This window comes from Pacificibacter marinus (assembly GCF_018860505.1).
GTDB classification, from domain to species: domain Bacteria; phylum Pseudomonadota; class Alphaproteobacteria; order Rhodobacterales; family Rhodobacteraceae; genus Celeribacter; species Celeribacter marinus_B.
Genome location: NZ_JAHKPU010000035.1, coordinates 1 through 19864, shown reverse-complemented (window position 1 = coordinate 19864; position 19864 = coordinate 1). Strand labels below are relative to the sequence as shown.

The following is a 19864-nucleotide window of genomic DNA, read 5'->3' as shown; positions in this document are numbered from 1 at the left end:
CTTTATATGACGACGGACATGAATTGCACGACGGCGTGCCAGCCTACCCTTTGCAAAAGGTCTATCTGCGCAACCTTTTCCCAGCCCCTCGCACGCCTGCAACTGGCCCCTCTAAATCGCGGGGCGGGCTTGAAAATCTTGTCAAAAAAGTTCCAAATATTTGGCCCCTGCCTCAACTGAAATGGGCCGCGACCTATGCGCCGTTTATTAAGCGGCTGCACAAGGCTTTGAATGATCTAAAACCCGATGTTGTTATTGGTTTTATGCCCACTGGCATCATGGCCGCAGTGGAAGCCGCCAAACCGCTTGGCATCCCTGTGATCGCCTCGACGCATAATGTACCAGAACAAGATTTCGGCCTAAGCAGTCCGCGTTGGGATGCCAATCCTAAGTACCGGAAACGCCGTCTGCAAGCCCTGCATAAAGCGGACCACATTCTGGTCTTGCAAGATGATTTTAAGCAATGGTTTGATTCCGCACTGCAAAATAAAATAAGCGTCATGCCCAATCCCATCGCTGCGGCCACCATGTCACTTACAGGACCTCGTGAAGCTTGTGTGATCGGCGTCGGGCGCCTCACTGCGATCAAACGCTACGACATCTTGATCGCCGCATTTGCCAAAATCAGCGCTAAGCACCCTGACTGGCGTTTGGAAATCTACGGGGATGGGCCTGAAAAAAATGCGCTGCAGCATCAGATTGATCGGCTGAACATGTCTGAGCAGATCAAGCTAGCGGGAATCTGTCATGATATCATGCCAGTTTATGCAAAGGCTGGTATCATGTGCCATCCCTCATCTTTTGAAGGTTTCGGGCTGTCTGTGGCAGAAGCCCTCGCTCATGGCTTGCCTGTGGCGGCCGATGCTGCCTGCTCTGGCGTAACAGCGCTGATACAGGACGGCGAAAACGGCATTCTGGTTGAAACAGGTGCCGCCCCCGATGAGGCTTTCGCAAACACACTTGATCACCTGATGAGCGACCCGATGATGCGAACAAAACTAGGGCTTGCCGCCCCCTCATCTGTGCTTTCATATGCACCAGATGTTATTTTGGATCGTTGGCAGCAGGTCTTGTCTGCTTGCCAAGCTGATCACGATTTGGTTTGAACATATAAAGTTTATTAGTAAGGACGCCCAATGGACACTCTAGACACAAAAATCCGCGCCGTATTCGCTGACGTTTGGCAAGGCCAGAATGAAACCGATGCGCCAGCGCTTGCTGATAGTGACATTTTGCTCGAAACGGGGTTGGACAGTCTTGGGTTCGCAATTTTCGTATCACAACTCGAAGAAGAGTTGGGATACGACCCTTTCACACTTTCAAACGACGCCTATTACCCGCAAACCTACGGTGAGTTCGTCGCCTTTTACGCCAAGCACAAACCAAGCTAATGGCATCTTTGGCCCAAAGATTGGCGCCACGATCTGAAGGGGCGGACATCGCTATCGGCCCTAAGAATCGCGTGGCGCAAGCCCCAGTGACAATCGGTGGCACGGCAGGATCAGACATCATTGCCTTGTGTATCTCTGACCCGATTTCATTTGTTAAGACATTGATACATTTAGATGGATCTGTGGCTCAATTGGTGTTGCTGTCTCATGCGTTGCCATCAGAAACAGTGTCTGTCTTACTTGAGGACGCAGGCTGCACACAGCTTGTCACAGACCGAACTGACCTTGTGACACCACTTGAGCAATGCACTCCAGAGGCGGCTATCGCTGCAACTGTTCCCGCAGACGGAGCCACAAAGTGGACGCTGACAACATCTGGGACCACAGGCCTGCCCAAATTGATCCCGCACACGCTAAATTCACTGACTCGCACTGTGGCGCGCGGCAATCCTTCCACCCCGCCACGCTGGGGGCTTTTGTATGACCCCACCCGATTTGCAGGGCTGCAAGTTGTCCTGCAAGCACTTATCGGTGGCGGCGTTCTTTTGACGCCCGACACCCACGCTCCACTGGCCGACCAAATTGCAATGTTGAAAGCGCAAGGCTGTACGCATTTGTCTGCAACACCGACGCTGTGGCGGCGGTTGCTTATGGCGCCGGGGTTTTCTGATCTTTCTCTGAAGCAGATCACCTTGGGCGGTGAAATCGTGGATCAACAGGTGTTGGATACGCTCGCAGCCGCTCACCCGTGCGCCCGCATCACACATATTTACGCTTCGACCGAGGCGGGTGTCGGCTTTGCTGTCACGGATGGCCAAGCTGGGTTTCCCACACATTTTCTACAAGAATCCGCAAACATCGGCATGAAGATTGTGGACGAAGTACTCTGGCTGCGCCCACCGTTAGGCGCGCAACGGTCACTTGACGGCACAGAGGTAGAAACCGACTCAGAGGGCTTCATTCGCTCTGGGGACCGCATTCAACTCAAAGATGGGCGCGCTCATTTTTTAGGACGGGACAACGGTACGATCAACGTCGGTGGCGTCAAAATACACCCCGAAATGGTCGAGCAAACCATCATGGCTATTGCAGGTGTAAAGCTTGCGAAAATTAGTGCCAAGAAAAACCCGATATCTGGCGCACTCGTGGTCGCCGAAGTCATGGCCGACGACGATATTGACACCAAAGCACTAAAATTCGCAATTCAAGCCCATTGCAAAGCGACATTGGAACGCGAAGCTGTTCCAGCTATCATTCGCTTTGTGGACACCCTTACTCTGAACGCTGCAGGAAAGTTGATACGTACCGATGACGCAAAATAATGATTTGAAAACCGTAATTGTTACCGGTGTATCCCGCGGCCTTGGGCTTGCCATTGCACAACGCTTGAATGCAGAGGGCACCTACCGTGTGGTGGGGCTGTCGCGCTCTCATTCTGACGAATATAAAGCCCTTATGGACTCAAGCGATCGGGTTCATTTCATCCCCTTCGATGTCGGCGATACAGAGGCCATTCCTGCCGTTGTGAGCCAAATCACCAAGACCTACGGAAAAATTTGGGGGCTGGTCAACAATGCGGGCACAGGCAATGACGGGGTGCTCGCGACCATGCACAAAACGGACATCGACACCGTGTTGCGTGTCAACCTGACTGGCCCGATCACCTTTGCAAAATACGTAAGCCGCACCATGCTGGCAAAACGCGCGGGCCGGATCATCAACATTTCGTCCATCATCGCCTCAACTGGGTTCCACGGCCTATCGGTCTATGCCGCCAGTAAAGCGGGCCTCGAGGGTTTCACACGCTCTTTGTCACGCGAAGTGGGCAAAATGGGACTAACGGTCAATTGCGTTGCTCCAGGGTATATGGAAACGGAAATGACCCAAGGATTGGACGTGCATAAAATGGCATCGATCCGACGCCGTGCACCTTTGGGTTTGGCCCGGCCTGAAGATGCCGCTGGCGCGGTGGCCTATCTGTTGAGCCCTGATGCAGAACGCATCACAGGCACCATCATGACAGTAGACGGCGGCAGCACCGCTTAGACCCTGACGCAAGGTTTATATTCTGCCTCCTTTAGGAACTGTAATCACCTACAGTCACCAAAGGAGGCAGAAAGTCCGCGATGTTATTTCGGAGCCCCGAGCAACGCTTCCTGTGCAAACCGCAAATCCAAGAGTGACTCATTGACTTCAGACGGATCAGGCCATGACATGAAAAAATCTGGGCTGGAGCCTGTGCCATATTTTCGCTGCAGATCTCTGAAAACTGGTAAGTAAGTGTCCACAATAACCTTAAGTTCTGCCTGTGTGAACAGACTATAACGTCTGCCTTTGTATCCATTCTCCTTCAGATGTTTTTCGATTTGTTTTAACTGATTTGTTTGGACTTTTGGCGGCAGTTCTACATTTCGCAGCATGCTCAAAAACAGGTTTATGTCGGTGTTAGACGTTTCATTGGACCGCGCGGGCATGTCAAATTCATCTGCCGGAAAACCTACTGTATGCAAGAAATCAAGAACGACATCGCCCCCTTTCAATTGCAGTGTCTCATAAGGTCGAATGACGACTGACCCAACGCCAAAAAGGGTCTCGAATCTTTTGATTACTTTTTGGAATTGTGCACCGTATTGAACAAACGGCGATGCTAAGAATTGTGACATCGTCTTTACGCCTGTCCCCGTTTTAAGACCCTGCAGAAACCATGATTCAAAGAAACTATCGGGGCGACGCAAATAGATTACGACGGTAACATCATACCGTTTAAGAACTTTTGCCAGACCCACAGTATCACTACGCTTACTGTCCGAGAAGTGCCAAAGCCCCTCATCAGAAATGATCACATTTTGGTAATTTTTGTCGGTCAATTCCGCCAACGCGCCAGATAGCGCTTCAGAGCGGCGCATAGGCGGACCGAAATAGGAGTATCCCATGCGTGCAAGAACCTGTGGATTTTTCACAAGTGTAGCCTGAATAGAAGTCGTGCCGGTTTTCATCGTGCCGATGTGTAAAATAGCTTTTGGCATCAAGAACCCCATAGATAAAAAGGTTTCCACGTCAAAGTGAGCAACCCAATATTAAAATTGCGTTGAATGTCACGACACTCAATTTGAAATGCGTCACGCCCCCGCGCAAAAGAATCGTTCCAGAGTCTTTATGCGTCTAGGTTTTCAACGTTCAACGCGTTGTCTTGAATGAACTCGCGGCGCGGTTCGACAACATCGCCCATCAGTTTGGTAAAGATGTCATCCGCTTCGGCAAAGTCTTCGATTTTCACCTGCAACAAGGTGCGCGCTTCTGGGTCCAATGTGGTTTCCCACAACTGATCTGCGTTCATCTCACCCAAGCCTTTGTATCGTTGCAGGGACAAACCTTTTTCGCCCTCTTCCAAGATCGCTTTAAGCAAATCAATAGGGCCGTGAATCAGGCTGAACCGCTCCTTGCGCATCAATTGCGACGGATCATCATAGATGCCGTTTGTCGCCTGCACTTCTTGGTTGATCCGACGCGCCTCACCGCCACGCAAAATTGCCCCATCAAGGGTGCGGACCTCTTCAACGCCGCGCAAAACGCGGGTCAAACGGATGCCAACATCTTGGGTCGGACGGCCTTTCCAGCCCTGCTCAAACTCGGGCGCGATCATATCAAGGCGTTTGGCGATCAGATCGGCTGTACCTTGCAAATCGCCATCCACGCGGCCAGGTTCAAACGCACCTGCCAAGGCGGCTTGTTCGATGATGTGGCGCGGGTAATGCGTTGGAAAGGCATCCAAAATTCGCTTAAACGTCCGCGCACCTTCGACAACACGTGCCAAATCGGCACCGGCGATGTCTTCACCCGTTTGCAAACGCAACACGGCACCATCGGTGCCCTGCTGGATCAAATATTCATCCATCGCCGCTTGGTCTTTGAGGTAAACCTCAGACTTACCACGCGCGACTTTGTACAAAGGTGGCTGCGCGATATAAAGGTGGCCAGCCTCGATCAAAGACGGCATTTGACGGAAGAAGAACGTCAAAAGCAGCGTCCGAATATGTGCCCCGTCGACATCCGCATCGGTCATGATGACGATTTTATGATAACGCAATTTGTCCAAATTGTACTCGTCGCGGCCAATTCCTGTACCAAGCGCCATCACTAGGTTGCCGATTTCTTGCGATCCCAACATGCGATCGAAACGTGCGCGTTCGACGTTCAAAATCTTACCGCGCAGAGGCAAAATCGCTTGCGTGCGGCGGTCACGGCCCATTTGAGCCGACCCCCCCGCTGAGTCACCCTCCACGAGGAAGACTTCGGTTTGGGCAGGATCTTTTTCAGAGCAATCTTTGAGCTTACCAGCAAGGAAATTCACGTCCAAAGCCGACTTGCGGCGCGTCAATTCACGCGCTTTGCGGGCCGCTTCGCGCGCCATCGCCGCTTCGCAAATTTTGCCAATGATCATCTTGGCCATCTGCGGGTTTTCATCAAACCATTCGGTCAGCTTTTCGCCCACCAAATTTTCAACAGCGGGTCGCACTTCGGACGACACCAATTTGTCTTTGGTCTGGGAAGAGAATTTGGGATCCGGCACTTTGACGGACAAGACACAGGTCAGACCCTCACGGGCGTCATCACCGGTAAAGGTGATTTTCTCTTTCTTTGCGATGCCACTGTCAGCCGCATAACGCGTCATAGTGCGGGTTAGCGCCCCACGGAATCCGGCCAAGTGCGCCCCGCCATCACGTTGCGGAATGTTGTTGGTGAAGGGTAAAACATTCTCATGATAACTGTCATTCCACCACATCGCCACTTCGACCCCGATACCATCTTTTTCGCCTTGCACGAAAATAGGCTCAGGCATCATAGATGTTTTAGAGCGGTCCAGATATTTAACGAATTCTTTGACGCCGCCTTCATAGAACAGTTCGGTTTTGAGATGCTCTGCGGGGCGTTCGTCTTCCAAAATAATGCGCACGCCAGAATTCAAAAACGCCAATTCGCGCAGACGCTTTTCCAAGGTTGAAAAGATGTAATCGAGGTTCGAAAAGGTCGTCGTAGAAGCCAAGAACCGCACTTCGGTGCCGGTCTCGCCATGGGAATCACCGATGACTTCGAGGTGTTCAACGGTCTCACCGCGTTCAAAGCGGGCTTTATGCACCTTGCCTTGACGCCAGACTTTCAGTTCCAACCAATCCGACAGCGCATTCACCACAGAAACGCCCACGCCGTGCAGGCCGCCAGACACTTTATAAGAGTTGCTGTCAAACTTACCACCAGCGTGCAGCTGGGTCATGATAACTTCGGCTGCAGACACGCCTTCTTCTTCGTGCATGTCGGTCGGAATACCACGACCATTGTCACGCACAGAAATAGATGAATCCGCGTGAATTTTAACGTTCACGTAATCCGCATGACCAGCCAAAGCTTCGTCGATGCCGTTGTCCACAACCTCATAGACCATGTGATGTAGACCAGAGCCGTCATCGGTGTCACCGATGTACATACCAGGGCGCTTGCGAACAGCGTCTAACCCTTTGAGAACCTTGATGGAATTAGCACCATATTCTTCGGACTGCTCAGGTGTATCGGACATGCGGACTTCCTTGTTTTTACTTAGCCTTTTTATACGCCAAACCGCTGGGGTTGTCACGCAAATGGCACAAATATCACCGTAGCGTCGCGCGGGTTTGCGCTTAGGTAAATGGGATCACGAATGCCACGACAATAAGCAACACACCTGCTGTCATATTCATACGCTTTAACGCCCCTGGAGAGGTCAAAACCCCTCGTAGCTTATCGATAGAAACAGCCATAATCAGGTTGCCCGTCAGAGGGATCATCGCCGAAATCGAACAGATTGCGATGACGTCCCAAAGGGTCAATTTGGACAGATCAAAGAACCCCGGCAATAGCCCCATATAGAATAAAATCGCTTTCGGATTTCCCAAAATCACCACCAATCCAGCAATGAACCCCGCCCATTTTCCGGGTCGGGTCAGGCGGCTGTTGGCACTGATCGATTGACTTGCATATCTGATCAACATCGCGCCCATACTCAAAAACATCGCAACAGCGACCCATTTCATCGCCACCAAAAAATACGTGAATTCAGAAATGATCCATGTGACGCCCAAAATGGCCAGCAAGGGCCAAAGCGCGTCACCGATCACAACCCCAAAAGCCAACGGCCACGCCGCGGCAAAGCCCCCTGACATGGCGCGGGCCAGCATGGCAACCCAAACAGGGCCAGGGGTCAAAAACAGAACCAGTAAAGCGCCCGCATAAAACAACAATTCAACAGGAGATATGCTCATAGAACGCCCTTAACCGATGACACACCCGCGTCTTCAGACACTTCAAAGGTGGCCGCACGTGATCCCAATTCCGCAAATAACTCTGGCCCCGTGCCAGTCATAAAGGCCTGTGCACCAAGGGCGCAGATCTCGTCATAAAGGGCCGCGCGCCGCCCCGCATCCAGATGGGCTGCAACCTCATCGAGCAAAAATATTGGCGCTGCCCCGAAATCTTGCGCCAAAGCACGCCCATTGGCGAGGATAAGCGAAATCAGCAGGGCCTTCTGCTCGCCCGTTGAGCATTGATCTGCAGAAACACCCTTAGCGGCATAGATTGCCCCCAAATCGGCACGATGCGGGCCGATCAATGTACGCCCAGCCGACAGATCGCGCGGGCGATTGTCTTTGAAAGCGCCAAGTAGATCGGCTTCGGTCTCAGGTAAGCCAAATTGGTCCGACGCCTTTAGCGTCAGACTGGCCACAGGGAAGGTCGTTTGCGCGCCATCTTGAGCGTCTTTCAATCGTTCCAAAACCATCAAACGATTTTGCATAATCGCAGCGCCTGACGTGGCCATTTGCGCTTCCAATGCGGCGTACCAATGGGCATCACGCACCATATCTTTGAGCAACCGATTGCGCTCACGCATGGCTTTCTCATAACTCAACACAGCATCAGCATGACGGGGTTCAAACGACATCACCATACGATCTAAAAACCGACGACGCCCCTCAGGGGCCTCAATCCACAGTCGATCCATCGCCGGAATCAGCCAGACCACGCGAGCGATGCGTCCAAGCGCGATTTGGGCTGCTGATTTTCCATCGATTTTCACTGTGCGCGATGCCCCATTTTCGGACCACGTTTCAATGTCGTGAGTTTGATGCAAAGACTGCAATTCAGCGCGAACTTTCCAGCCCAAGCTTTCAGGTTTTCGCGCAATGTCATCCATCGCGGCGCGGCGCAGACCCCGCCCCGGAGAGAGCAAAGACACGGCTTCAAGAATGTTGGTTTTCCCCGCGCCATTCGCACCCCAAATCGCAACAGGCCGCGCGTCCAATTCAAGACGTGCGGCCCGATGAGAGCGGAAATGAGACATAGTTAGGTCTTCGATGAACAAAGACATGCCGCCTCTTTTCCTAAGCTAAGGGTGCTGTAAATCAACGTTTTTACGTCAAACGCGCATCGGCATCACAACATAAACGGCCGAAGTATCATTGCCTTCGCGCATCAAGGTTGGATCACCCGATGAGTTGAACATGAACACCGCATTTTCGCGATCCACCTGACTGGCGATTTCCAAAAGATATTTAGCATTAAAGCCGATCTCAAGGCGCTCGTCATTGTAGGCTACGGCCAATTCGTCTTCGGCGGCACCGCTATCAGGCGCATTGACGGACAAAGTTAGCTTATCTTCCTCTAAGGTCAGTTTCACCGCACGCGAACGCTCTGACGACACAGTGGCAACACGGTCCACGGCCTTGGCAAATTCTGCTGCGTCGACTTCAAGCTTGCGGGTGTTGCCCACGGGAATAACACGTGTGTAATCGGGGAAGGTGCCATCGATGACTTTGGAGGTCAGCGTGATATCTGGGGTCGCGAAACGCACTTTAGCTTCGGACACGGACACAGCGATAGTCATGTCATCGTCGTCCAAAAGCTTACGCAACTCGCCTACGGTTTTGCGCGGCACAATCACGCCGGGCATTTCCAAAGCGCTCTCAGGAAGTGGTGCATCGATACGCGCCAAACGGTGACCATCTGTGGCCACACAGCGCAACACTTTGCCGTCTTCGCCATCAGAAACATGCATGTAAACACCGTTGAGGTAGTAGCGGGTTTCTTCTGTCGAGATCGCGAATTTGGATTTATCGAACAAACGGCGCAGCACCGGGGCTGCGACTGCAAAGTTGCTGTCGTATTCAGACGTGGTCATGACGGGGAAGTCTTCTTTGGGCAAAGTCGCCAAAGAAAAGTTGGACCGGCCCGCTTCGACAGTCAAACGACCAGATGCGCCATCATCGGCTAGCATAACCATTGCGCCGTCAGGCAATTTTCGTACGATCTCATGCAACGTCACAGCAGACACCGTGGTCGCGCCTGCGCGCTCTACGATCCCTGCACATTTATCGATAACTTCGATGTCCAGATCCGTCGCGCGAAAGGACACCGTGTTGCCTTCGGCTTCGATCAGAACGTTGGCAAGAATTGGAATGGTATTCCGACGCTCTACTACAGATTGCGCTTGGCCCACGGCCTTTAACAGCGCGCCGCGTTCAATGCTAATTTTCATGCCACCCTCGTCTGATTCATTGGCCGGATCTTGACGATATATCATTCACCATCACGTGCAAGATGTTGTTGCTCGGACTTTGCCGTTGTCTTTGCCTGAGCGTCAAGGGCTCAGGGCACTGCTATGAATGAATTCGCGGCAGTGCAGCACGTGAGACTCAGGTTTTAAGCCCTCTACCTAGGCTTCAAGAGCGCGACGCAGCATTTCGACATCTTCAAACATCTGGCTGTCGGTTGTTTGAAGCTCTTCAATGCGACGTACACCATGCATGACCGTGGTGTGATCACGCCCACCAAAGCGACGGCCGATTTCAGGCAAAGACCGCGATGTCAGCTGTTTGGACAGATACATCGCCACCTGACGTGGACGCGCGATAGAACGCACACGACGCGGGCCGATCATGTCGGACAAACGGATAGAGTAATGTTCAGATACGCGGCGCTGGATTTCCTCGACCGTGACTTTACGATCAGACGCTTTCAAAATATCTGCAAGACATTCTTGCGCCAGCTCCATTGTGATTTCACGCCCCACAAGAGATGCGAAAGCAAACAGGCGCATCAAAGCCCCTTCAAGCACGCGCACATTTGTCGTGATCCGATGCGCCAAGAATTCCAAAACACCATCCGCAAAGACAAGATCCTTGTATTGCGCGCGATAGTTTTCGGCTTTGGTTTGCAAAATACCCAAACGCAATTCGTAATCTGTTGGGTGAAGATCAACCACAAGACCACACTGCAGGCGCGATTTGATACGGTCCTCAAGATCTTTGATTTCACCCGGCGCACGGTCCGCGGAAATGATGATCTGTTTGCCTTGATCCACCAACGCGTTGAAGGTGTGAAAAAACTCTTCTTGCGTGCTGTCTTTACCAGCGATGAATTGAACGTCGTCCACCATCAACACATCGACAGAGCGGAACAACTGTTTGAAATCCATCATCTGACGATCGCGCAGTGCTTGCACAAAGCGGTACATGAACTGCTCAGCCGACAGATACAGCACACGCGTTTTCGGGTCACGCACTTGAATCTCATGCGCAATAGCATGCATCAAGTGGGTTTTACCAAGACCAACGCCGCCGTATAAAAACAGCGGATTAAAGGTCACGGGGCCACCTTCTGCGACGCGGCGCGCCGCCGCATGGGCCAATTCGTTTGGCTTACCGACAACAAAATTGTCAAAGGTAAAGCGCGCATCAAGAGGCGCCCCCGGAAGTTCAGCCTCTTCAGCCACAGGAGCGGCTTGCGCAGACAGGCTCTCGGGCGCTTTAGCGGGTGCTTGATCGGAATCAACGCTCAACGTGTCGGTAGCAGCACGCACAGCTTCAACTTTAAATTCAACGCGCGATGCAGGCACACCGGAGGCCTTGAGGCGAGACAAAATTTGATCAGAAAAATTACGCGCGACCCAATTCGCCATAAAGCTGGTTGGAACAGAAAATAGCGCGATACCATTATCAACTTTTTGCAGTTGTAGAGGTTCGATCCAGTTGGCGTAATTGTTACGCCCCACAGTTTCGAGCAACTGCTGCTTAACACGTCCCCACGTATCATTTTTCATATTCGTATTCGACCTAATTATAACTTTTTCATTATGGCTCGGCGGCAAAACCGACCCTTGAACGATGCACCGCATCGCCCAAGACACAACGCCTCAGGTCTTCAACATCTATACGCGGTGGTCAGGCTGACGCCAGACCCACCACAACAAACCCCTCACAGTTTGTTGTGGCATACCCTTTTCAAGCAAGGGCGCCTGTATAAACCGCATATCCCAATACGACGTAACAAACCATTCCAGACAAACGGATGTCTGGTCGGATCGTGTCAATACTGTTCAACGCAAGTGGACACACCAAAAAATCAATACCACGCACAAAGCGTGTAAGTTTTCTGGACAGCTTAACCAAGGATACCCCTATCCTTTCGGCCAAACAACACCTCTACACTGATCGGGCAAGCCCAAGAAAACAACTTTCGGTCGTTGCCAAAGTTGTCATCCAAATCGGTGTGGTAGGAGAATGTCCCCCCAAGACGACATGAATCGCTTGAGTAAGTTAGCAACCCCGCCTCGAGTCGCGCAACAGATCTTCGTCCTTGACTCTGTCTTTGCCCGAACCGAATCTGAAAAGTCCTTTTGGGCCCGTTGAGACGTGTCTCAATTGCCGCAAACATCAGGAAATCGAACCGGCGTGAAACTGAGGATTGCGAATCTATCCACAGATTTGTAAGCGCCGCGCACGCAGCAGATTCGCTGCAACGCCGCACCAATAAACCTGTTTTCTTTGAAAAATCGGCATAAAAAAACGCGCCCTAAGGCGCGTTTTCAATACATATATAAGGGCTAGCGTTTAGCCGAGTGCTTTGACGCGCGAAGCAAGACGAGACACTTTACGTGACGCTGTGTTTTTATGCACGATACCCTTTGTGACGCCACGCATCAGCTCTGGTTGAGCGGCGCGAAGAGCGGCTTTTGCTGCTGCGGAATCACCGGATTCGATGGCCTCTTCAACAGCGCGCAAGAATGTACGGATACGCGAACGGCGCGCTTTGTTGACTTCTGTGCGACGCTCGATTTGACGGGCGCGTTTTTTAGCTTGGGGCGAATTTGCCATGGTGTCTTTCCCTCTCTAGGGCTTCATTAAATTACGATTGCGCAAAAAAGCCCACGTCAAAGACGGACGGGAAAGTCATAGCCTGAGCGGGCTCCACGCGCATGTAAGGCTGTCCTCTAAGGTAGAATCGCGCAAAAGGAAAGCCCAAAACGCCTATTTGTCGCGGAACTGGGGTGCGCGTTTTTCTAGGAAGGCGGCCATACCCTCAGATTGATCATCTGTCGCAAACAAAGCATGAAATGCACGGCGCTCAAATAACAAGCCTTCAGACAGGGGCGTCTCATAGGACCGGTTGACCGATTCCTTGGCCGCCATAACGGAAATCGTGCTTTTTTCAGCAATTTTGGCGGCTGTGGTCAGTGCATCATCAACCAGCTTTTTCGCTGGCACAACACGCGATACCAGCCCGCAACGTTCCGCTTCATCAGCATCCATGAACCGGCCCGTTAAATTCATTTCCATCGCTTTGGATTTGCCAACAAACCGCGTCAAACGTTGTGTACCACCCAAGCCAGCCATGATGCCCAGATTGATTTCGGGTTGACCAAACTTAGCTGTATCCGCGGCAATGATGAAATCACACATCATGGCCAGTTCACAACCGCCGCCCAGCGCGTAACCGGATACGGCCGCGATAATCGGTTTGCGGATCGCGGAAATGGCATTGGCCTCGGCCCCAAAAAAGTCAGCCATGGCCATGTCAGCAAAGGATTTTTCGGACATTTCCTTGACGTCAGCCCCAGCTGCAAAGGCTTTATCAGACCCCGTGATGACAATAGCCCGCACCTTTGGATCGGCATCTGCTTTACCCAGCACGTCGGCCAATTCGCCCAACAGTTCTATGTTCAAGGCATTCAACGCATCGGGTCGGTTCAATCGAATCAGCTTTACGCTATTTTGCATCTCAATGATGAGAGTTTTATAGGCCATGGTGGTGCTCCAAAGATCAGTCCGTTGGCCAAGACCTATCAGGCTCAGCCACGTATTCAAATCAACTTTGACAGGTTGGGCAGAAGAATGTCGATCTGCCGGATTGCGTGATCCTTTGCACAGCAGATGCGCAATCCAGTGTCGCACAATTTTCACCCTCGCGGCCATAAACGCGAAAGCTGTGCTGGAAATATCCCAGTTCTCCGCCCGCTTGGCGAAAATCTTTGAGCGATGATCCTCCTGCCTCGATAGCTTCTAGCAAAATCTCACGAATGATCGGCACCAAAGCGGTGACGCTTTCGCTTGAAATATCTTTCGCCTTCACCGTCGGATCAATCCCTGCGCGAAACAGCGCCTCGCAGACATATATATTGCCCAAGCCTGCGATGAGGCTTTGATCCAGCAGCGCCGTTTTGATCGGCGTGTTTTTGGTCTTCAACACTTTGGCCAAATGCCCCTCGTTGAAGTCATTGCCCAAGGGTTCAGGGCCAATCTTAGCCAGCAAGGGATGTGCCTCGGCCGTGGCAGTGTCGAGCAAATCCATCGCGCCAAACCGACGCGGATCGTTAAAGGTTACGCGCGCGCCGTTATCCAGATGAAACACCACATGGTCATGTTTGATCAGGTTTGGATGCTCATGTACGAATTGCCCCAAAAGATCGCCCGACACCGTCATGCGCCCTGACATGCCTAGGTGGATCAACAGCGTCTCAGCCGTATCAAGATCGGCTAGAATATATTTAGACCGCCTGCGCAGCTGCAAAACACGCGCGCCCGTTAACCGCTCGGCCATGTTATCGGGGAAAGGCCAGCGCAAATCGGGGCGATTCACATCGGCGCGCGTGATCACGGCATCGGTCATACTGGGTTCAAGCCCGCGTCTTACTGTCTCGACCTCAGGTAATTCTGGCATTTTGCCCCCTCTTTGCTGGTGCTTGCGATTGTCACGCCCAACGTGTGGCCTATAAGAAGGGTAAGTTTTGCAAAAGGTGCAAGAGAGATGACACGTACAAGCGGACCAACCAGCGACAAGACCACTCATTTTGGCTTTAAAGATGTGGCCGAAGATCAAAAGGCCGGAATGGTCCATGAGGTCTTTACCAATGTCGCGTCGAAATACGATGTGATGAACGATGTGATGTCGATGGGCATTCACCGTATCTGGAAAGATGCGATGATGGACTGGCTTGCCCCGCGCCCTCACCAACATCTGTTGGATGTCGCTGGCGGCACTGGCGATGTGTCGTTTCGCTTCCTAAAACGTGCACCAGGTGCGACCTCTGTTGTGCTTGATATGACGGAATCGATGCTGGTTGAGGGCCGAAAACGCGCGGAAGCCGAACAGATGGCCGAAAACCTGTCTTGGGTCACAGGTGATGCGATGGCCTTGCCGTTCGAAGACAATCAGTTCGATGTTTACACAATCTCTTTTGGCATCCGAAATGTCACCCGCGTGAACGAGGCTCTGTCCGAGGCTTACCGCGTGCTTAAACCAGGCGGGCGCTTGATGGTGTTGGAGTTCTCGCAGCTGCCAAACCCTGCAATGCAAAAGGCGTATGATCTGTATTCCTTCAACGTCATTCCCAAGATGGGGAAACTCATCGCCAATGACGCGGACAGCTATCAGTATCTTGTTGAAAGCATTCGCCAGTTCCCTGACCAAGAAACGTTTTTGCAGATGATCCGTGACGCAGGTTTTGCCAACGCGAGCTATCGCAATCTCAGTCTTGGTATTGCGGCGCTTCACACAGGCTGGAAAATTTAATGCGCGGGCCGCATAATATATGGCGCCTCATTCGCACTGGCGCCACATTGGAACGCACCGGTGCGCTGACAGCGCTTTTTGAAGCCACAAACGCGCCGCGCCCGATGCGAATTGCTTTGCGCACGCTTGTCTGGCCTTTTCAATGGCTTGGCATCAAAGGTGACACAGCGCGTCCGCCGATCACCCGCGCTATCACCGCGCTGGGCCCTGCCTATATCAAATTTGGCCAAATCCTATCGACGCGCCCTGATGTCGTCGGCGAAGAATTGTCGCAGCAGTTGCAGGTTTTGCAAGACAAGCTGCCGCCCTTTCCGCGAGATGACGCCATTGCGATGATCGAAGCTGATTTGGACTGCAAACTCGACGATATTTTTTCAGAATTTTCCGAACCTGTTGCCGCCGCCAGCATCGCCCAAGTTCACAAGGCCATCAAGCGCGACACGGGGGAAGCGGTCGCCGTTAAGGTTTTACGGCCCGGCATCGCAGCTGCGTTTCGCAAGGACGTTGACGCCTTTTACCTCGCGGCTTGGTTTGTACAAAAGTTCCTACCTTCATCGCGACGCCTCAAGCCGCTTGAGGTCATTGCGCATTTCGACGGCGTTGTGCGGGGCGAACTGGATCTACGGTTAGAAAGTTCTTCTGCTGCAGAATTTCATGCCAATACGATTGATGACACGGGTTTTTATGTCCCCCAAGTTGATTGGGCTTTGTCCTCACGCAGTGTGATGACGTTGGAATGGATCGAGGGCATCACCGCCTCAGACCTAACAGCCATCACCGAAGCCGGTCACAACCGTGCCGAGCTTGGCCGGATCGTTTTGCAAATGTTTCTCAGCCATGCGTTGCGTGACGGATTTTTCCATGCTGACATGCATCAAGGCAATCTGAAAATTACACCCAACGGCGACGTGGCAGCGCTCGATTTTGGCATCATGGGCGTGTTGGACGCCTACACGCGCCGCGTTTATGCCGAAATCATTTTCGGGTTTATCCGCAAAGATTATCAACGTATCGCCGAAGTACATTTCGAGGCGGGCTATGTACCTGCCGATCAAGATGTCGATGAATTTGCCCGTGCGCTGCGCGCTGTAGGCGAACCTATTTTTGGCATGGATGCCACGCAAATTTCGATGGGTCGCGTGATGGCCTATTTACTGGAAGTGACCGAACGCTTTGGCATGGGCACCCGCACTGAATTGATTTTGCTGCAACGCACGATGGTTGTGGTTGAAGGGGTTGCACGTTCACTCGACCCAAAGATCAACATTTGGGAAGTATCGCAACCAGTTGTTGAAAACTACATCAAAGAAAACATTGGCCCCAAGGCACTGCTACGCGACTTGGGACGCACCGCAATCGTGCTGTCGCGCTTTGGTCCCAAACTACCACAAATTGCCGAATCCATCCTGACGGCACAAAGCAACCAACATGAGCCGACAAAGCCGCAAAGCGCATTGCGTCAAACGGCATTTCTTATCCTCGGTGGGGGTGTGGCCGCCGCAATCGGTGCTTTTGTCGCGATTTTGTTCAGTTAAATTCAGCAACTCCGGCGGCGGCAAAAGCAACCTCACCCAAACGTGCCTTCCATTGGCAATAACATGCCATACGCCAGTGGTAGAGCGGGGCGAGTGCGCGATAGCGGTCCGTCACGGTCTCATCTGCATAGGCGGCCAATAGGCGATCGATTTGCGTGCCATTCAGTGGCTCAGCCCCATCAACCACATGCATCGCAGGCGACAGTGCAATCGCCAGATCATGAACAGGATCGCCAAAGGCAGGACACTGCCAATCCAAGAAGGTGAGCCCATCAGGCGTGATGACAGAGTTTGCAGGTGTAGGGTCGCCATGCAAAAAACAAGACGCAACGTCAGGTGCATTTGGCACCTCGGGCACATTCGATCGCAACCGCGCTGCTCGGGGAGACAAATCATGATCTAAAAACGATATGCCCTGTGCCTGAATGTCGCTTGGATCACTCGATATATGTCGAAAGTCTTGGGCCACGTCACACGAATGTAATCGTGACAGCGCCCACATGGTCTGCATCGATGTTTGTTGAGGAATGGTTCCATCAACAAAATCATAGACAATACAGACACCAAAATCGGTTTCCGCCCAGCCGCGAAACGTCGAAGCAATCCCAATATTGGTTAATGCCAAAAGGGCGTTTTGTTCATCGCGCACACGGTTTGGAAACAAGGTATTAGACCGCGTATTATCAAAGAACTTGAATACCAGTTTGCCATTGGGAAATGCGCCACAAAACAGACGATTAGACCGCCCGCCCAGCAATGCGCGCCACTCAGACGGCGCGCCGAGACCGAGAGCATGAGCAGCTTGCCTTGGTCCGTTGAATTCTGTGTCTGTACGCTGCACGCCCTGCCCCATGTGTCGGCCATTGATTGGGCGAGTTTACAGATGAGGCACGGGGCGATGCAACTGATTGTGCTTTAGGTGGGCTCGCGAAGAGCAGAGATGTCCTCTGCATCGACTTCCGCCCCTCCTTCCATGACCAGAACAGTCGTGACGCCATCTGCACGCGCCTCAATAATTTGTCCGTAAGCCTCTACTGACGTCGAAGATAAGTATTCGTCATAGGCAAAGTTTTCCAACTCAAAAGTATAAGTGCCTGATGGGAATGGATCACCATTGTCATCCACGCCTGCCCATTCCACAAAATCTGATGTCGCGGGCACTTCGGTCGTTTGGACAATATTCCCCAACGCATCACGCACAATCAAAAAGGTCTGATCGGCAGACACACTGGGGGACGGGGCCAGTGTGACCGGTGCACCGTCGAAATATACAGGCGCATCGGTGCGCGCCTCCATGCCAACCCAACCCGCAATCTGCGACATGCTCATAACGCCCATTTGACTGGCCAAGGATCTCAAAAGATCATTGGTTTGCACCTGTTGCTCAACACCCGAAAACGTTGCGAGCTGAACCGCGTAATCAGATGATTCGATTGGATTCATCGGATCTTGGTTCTGCAACTGAACTGTGAGCATTGTCAGAAACGTCTCAAAATCGGAACTGATGACAGACGTTGAAGCCTCTTCAACGACAGTACTTGCTGCGGCAGTTGACGTCGTTGCTGTTGCGCTTGTTACGGTGGTCATTCGCTCGTCCTTACAATCTTAAGTCCATACCAGCCGTACCATCCAAATGGAGCCGCACTGGTGATAAAGGGTCTGTGTCTGATTGGGGCGACTGAATGCTGTCGGTTGAACTGATTGACCCACTTGCACCACCAGAGCCAGATTGCTCCGACTGATCGCCCGATGTGTTTTGGCCATCTTGCTGGAATTGAAAACTGCTGCCCTCATACCCAAGATCAGAAAACTCTGCCAAAAGACTATCGACATTGCGCCGCATAAGTTCGAGCGTTTCAGCCCGTTCAGTGGCCACCACAACATTCATGGCGCCATTTTCAGACACTTGGAATGTAAGCTTCACTTTGCCAAGTTCCTCAGGAGACAGACTTATTTCAATCGGCCCATCTGGGAGTTGCCGTGCCGCGTCCGCGATTTGTGCTGCGATATGCGCAGGCAGCTCAACCCGAGAGGTTTGAGGCAAAGGCTCAGCCTGAAACAATTGCCCCAACGGAGCCGAAAGACTATCAGCACCGCCATAAAGCGGTGTTATTTCAAATTCTTGCAGCCGCGACCCGCCATCGGGGATCGCCTGAAACGTAGCGTTTTCGGTCATGCCCGAATAAAGCGCAGCACTGCGCTCGGTGGCTGAGGGCACAGAATACGATTGGCCTGCCATATCGGTCGCGTCAGTCGGTAAATCTGCTGAAGACGTATCTATGGACACCACCTCAGCAGCCTCATGATCGACAACAGCAGCGATATTCGCGCTTTGGGCCGTGTCTAAGGCTTCCGCCTTTGAAACCACTGGATTTATCGGTGGCGTGATAGGTGCTGTTGTCTGCGCAGATGTTGGGCGTGCTGCCGGTTCATCCTGATGTTTTGTCTGTGCCAAAACAAACTCAGCCTCAATAAGCGCCTCAGGTTGGCTTAGGGTTTGAGGCTGCAAGGGTTGAGCGACTGCCTCCCCCTGATTTGAAACCGAAATTGGAATTTGGGGTTGAGACGCCTTTAGTTGATTCGGTGTCATTTTCACTTCTGGAAATACGGCGTCACCAAATGCCAAATCGGAAATCGTAGCCTCGCTATGCCCATAGATGGCTGATAAAGAACTCACTTTGGTCAACCCAGCACTCGATTCTATATCAGCTGTGTCCACCTCAGGCGTTGCGGACAAAAGAGGTATTTCCATCTGCCTTTCACTGACATGAGGATCACCCTCCCCACCTGCAAGCATCTGCGGCATCGCGAATTGCGTTTCGGTCTGCATTAAGACCGTTTTTTCAGTACCTGTATGCGAGACCACGCTTTGATCAACGTGAGAAACACTTCGAAAAGCTACGGTTTCAAGGGGCAAACCATGCGAGTATTTTCTATCAACAGGTTCCGCTAGCGCGGCTGACGATGGCTCAATCAATGTGCCATCAAGCTTGGGCGCACCAACTGTGACGGGATTAGATCTGATATCAGATGTCGTGAAAGTGTCCGTCGTCATATAAAGTT

18 protein-coding genes are annotated in these 19864 nt (G+C 52.2%); 6 read left to right on the top strand and 12 right to left on the bottom strand.

Annotated features, from left to right (window positions below; all coding sequences use genetic code 11):
* The 4 genes from KO503_RS13615 to KO503_RS13600 all read left to right on the top strand — a co-directional run.
* Nucleotides 1–1106, top strand: a 1106-nt coding sequence (locus KO503_RS13615; protein ID WP_215992105.1) for a glycosyltransferase, incomplete at its 5' end; no start/stop codon positions are given.
* Nucleotides 1107–1136: 30 nt separating this feature from the next.
* Nucleotides 1137–1391 carry an acyl carrier protein gene (locus KO503_RS13610; RefSeq protein ID WP_215992104.1) on the top strand — a complete coding sequence of 85 codons (255 nt, stop codon included), beginning with the start codon at nucleotides 1137–1139 and terminating at the stop codon, nucleotides 1389–1391.
* 20 nt (nucleotides 1392–1411) lie between these two features.
* Nucleotides 1412–2713 carry an AMP-binding protein gene (locus KO503_RS13605; protein ID WP_215992103.1) on the top strand — a complete coding sequence of 434 codons (1302 nt, stop codon included), beginning with the start codon at nucleotides 1412–1414 and terminating at the stop codon, nucleotides 2711–2713.
* Nucleotides 2700–3437: an SDR family NAD(P)-dependent oxidoreductase gene (locus KO503_RS13600; protein WP_215992102.1), complete on the top strand. Its 738-nt coding sequence runs from the start codon at nucleotides 2700–2702 to the stop codon at nucleotides 3435–3437. The genes KO503_RS13605 and KO503_RS13600 overlap by 14 nt, the downstream gene beginning before the upstream one ends.
* A gap of 83 nt (nucleotides 3438–3520) precedes the next feature.
* Here the strand turns inward: KO503_RS13600 and KO503_RS13595 are convergent, their stop codons facing one another.
* From KO503_RS13595 to mutM, 9 genes are all read right to left on the bottom strand, one after another.
* Nucleotides 3521–4417 (bottom strand): hypothetical protein, encoded by an 897-nt coding sequence (locus KO503_RS13595; RefSeq protein WP_215992101.1) that lies wholly within the window; start codon nucleotides 4415–4417, stop codon nucleotides 3521–3523.
* Nucleotides 4418–4545: 128 nt separating this feature from the next.
* On the bottom strand, nucleotides 4546–6963 hold the full coding sequence (gyrB, locus tag KO503_RS13590; RefSeq protein ID WP_215992100.1) for a DNA topoisomerase (ATP-hydrolyzing) subunit B: 2418 nt from the start codon (nucleotides 6961–6963) through the stop codon (nucleotides 4546–4548).
* A gap of 100 nt (nucleotides 6964–7063) precedes the next feature.
* On the bottom strand, nucleotides 7064–7684 hold the full coding sequence (locus KO503_RS13585; RefSeq protein ID WP_215992099.1) for a LysE family translocator: 621 nt from the start codon (nucleotides 7682–7684) through the stop codon (nucleotides 7064–7066).
* Entirely contained in the window at nucleotides 7681–8787 is a 1107-nt protein-coding gene (gene recF, locus KO503_RS13580) for a DNA replication/repair protein RecF (protein WP_215992098.1), read from the bottom strand. Before recF ends, KO503_RS13585 begins: the two co-directional genes overlap by 4 nt.
* Nucleotides 8788–8835: 48 nt before the next feature.
* Nucleotides 8836–9954, bottom strand: a complete 1119-nt coding sequence (gene dnaN / locus KO503_RS13575) for a DNA polymerase III subunit beta (RefSeq protein ID WP_215992097.1) — start codon at nucleotides 9952–9954, stop codon at nucleotides 8836–8838.
* A 177-nt stretch (nucleotides 9955–10131) separates the two neighbouring features.
* Entirely contained in the window at nucleotides 10132–11517 is a 1386-nt protein-coding gene (gene dnaA / locus KO503_RS13570; protein ID WP_215992096.1) for a chromosomal replication initiator protein DnaA, read from the bottom strand.
* Between the two features lie 790 nt (nucleotides 11518–12307).
* Entirely contained in the window at nucleotides 12308–12571 is a 264-nt protein-coding gene (rpsT, locus tag KO503_RS13565; protein WP_215992095.1) for a 30S ribosomal protein S20, read from the bottom strand.
* Nucleotides 12572–12724: 153 nt separating this feature from the next.
* Nucleotides 12725–13501 carry an enoyl-CoA hydratase gene (locus KO503_RS13560; RefSeq protein WP_215992094.1) on the bottom strand — a complete coding sequence of 259 codons (777 nt, stop codon included), beginning with the start codon at nucleotides 13499–13501 and terminating at the stop codon, nucleotides 12725–12727.
* A gap of 61 nt (nucleotides 13502–13562) precedes the next feature.
* Complete coding sequence (gene mutM / locus KO503_RS13555; protein WP_215992093.1) at nucleotides 13563–14414, bottom strand: bifunctional DNA-formamidopyrimidine glycosylase/DNA-(apurinic or apyrimidinic site) lyase; 852 nt, start codon at nucleotides 14412–14414, stop codon at nucleotides 13563–13565.
* Between the two features lie 87 nt (nucleotides 14415–14501).
* Here mutM and ubiE point away from each other — a divergent pair, with 87 nt between their 5' ends.
* Complete coding sequence (gene ubiE / locus KO503_RS13550) at nucleotides 14502–15266, top strand: bifunctional demethylmenaquinone methyltransferase/2-methoxy-6-polyprenyl-1,4-benzoquinol methylase UbiE (protein WP_215992092.1); 765 nt, start codon at nucleotides 14502–14504, stop codon at nucleotides 15264–15266.
* Nucleotides 15266–16801 carry a 2-polyprenylphenol 6-hydroxylase gene (gene ubiB / locus KO503_RS13545; protein ID WP_215992091.1) on the top strand — a complete coding sequence of 512 codons (1536 nt, stop codon included), beginning with the start codon at nucleotides 15266–15268 and terminating at the stop codon, nucleotides 16799–16801. Before ubiE ends, ubiB begins: the two co-directional genes overlap by 1 nt.
* Here the strand turns inward: ubiB and KO503_RS13540 are convergent.
* The 3 genes from KO503_RS13540 to KO503_RS13530 form a co-directional block, all read right to left on the bottom strand.
* Nucleotides 16794–17642: a phosphotransferase family protein gene (locus KO503_RS13540; protein WP_215992090.1), complete on the bottom strand. Its 849-nt coding sequence runs from the start codon at nucleotides 17640–17642 to the stop codon at nucleotides 16794–16796. The two genes, ubiB and KO503_RS13540, sit on opposite strands and share 8 nt — an antisense overlap.
* Nucleotides 17643–17716: 74 nt before the next feature.
* Complete coding sequence (locus tag KO503_RS13535) at nucleotides 17717–18388, bottom strand: flagellar hook capping FlgD N-terminal domain-containing protein (protein ID WP_215992089.1); 672 nt, start codon at nucleotides 18386–18388, stop codon at nucleotides 17717–17719.
* Nucleotides 18389–18398: 10 nt separating this feature from the next.
* A partial coding sequence (locus tag KO503_RS13530; RefSeq protein ID WP_215992088.1) for a flagellar hook-length control protein FliK occupies nucleotides 18399–19864 on the bottom strand: 1466 nt, incomplete at its 5' end.

Excerpts from the sequence above, each read along its gene's own strand:
- gyrB (WP_215992100.1), bottom strand. The coding sequence starts at position 6,963 with ATGTCCGATACACCTGAGCAGTCCGAAGAATATGGTGCTAATTCCATC.
- mutM (WP_215992093.1), bottom strand. The coding sequence starts at position 14,414 with ATGCCAGAATTACCTGAGGTCGAGACAGTAAGACGCGGGCTTGAACCC.
- dnaA (WP_215992096.1), bottom strand. The coding sequence starts at position 11,517 with ATGAAAAATGATACGTGGGGACGTGTTAAGCAGCAGTTGCTCGAAACT.
- KO503_RS13535 (WP_215992089.1), bottom strand. The coding sequence starts at position 18,388 with ATGACCACCGTAACAAGCGCAACAGCAACGACGTCAACTGCCGCAGCA.
- recF (WP_215992098.1), bottom strand. The coding sequence starts at position 8,787 with ATGTCTTTGTTCATCGAAGACCTAACTATGTCTCATTTCCGCTCTCAT.
- rpsT (WP_215992095.1), bottom strand. The coding sequence starts at position 12,571 with ATGGCAAATTCGCCCCAAGCTAAAAAACGCGCCCGTCAAATCGAGCGT.
- KO503_RS13610 (WP_215992104.1), top strand. The coding sequence starts at position 1,137 with ATGGACACTCTAGACACAAAAATCCGCGCCGTATTCGCTGACGTTTGG.
- KO503_RS13560 (WP_215992094.1), bottom strand. The coding sequence starts at position 13,501 with ATGGCCTATAAAACTCTCATCATTGAGATGCAAAATAGCGTAAAGCTG.
- KO503_RS13595 (WP_215992101.1), bottom strand. The coding sequence starts at position 4,417 with ATGCCAAAAGCTATTTTACACATCGGCACGATGAAAACCGGCACGACT.
- KO503_RS13585 (WP_215992099.1), bottom strand. The coding sequence starts at position 7,684 with ATGAGCATATCTCCTGTTGAATTGTTGTTTTATGCGGGCGCTTTACTG.
- ubiB (WP_215992091.1), top strand. The coding sequence starts at position 15,266 with ATGCGCGGGCCGCATAATATATGGCGCCTCATTCGCACTGGCGCCACA.
- ubiE (WP_215992092.1), top strand. The coding sequence starts at position 14,502 with ATGACACGTACAAGCGGACCAACCAGCGACAAGACCACTCATTTTGGC.
- KO503_RS13600 (WP_215992102.1), top strand. The coding sequence starts at position 2,700 with ATGACGCAAAATAATGATTTGAAAACCGTAATTGTTACCGGTGTATCC.
- dnaN (WP_215992097.1), bottom strand. The coding sequence starts at position 9,954 with ATGAAAATTAGCATTGAACGCGGCGCGCTGTTAAAGGCCGTGGGCCAA.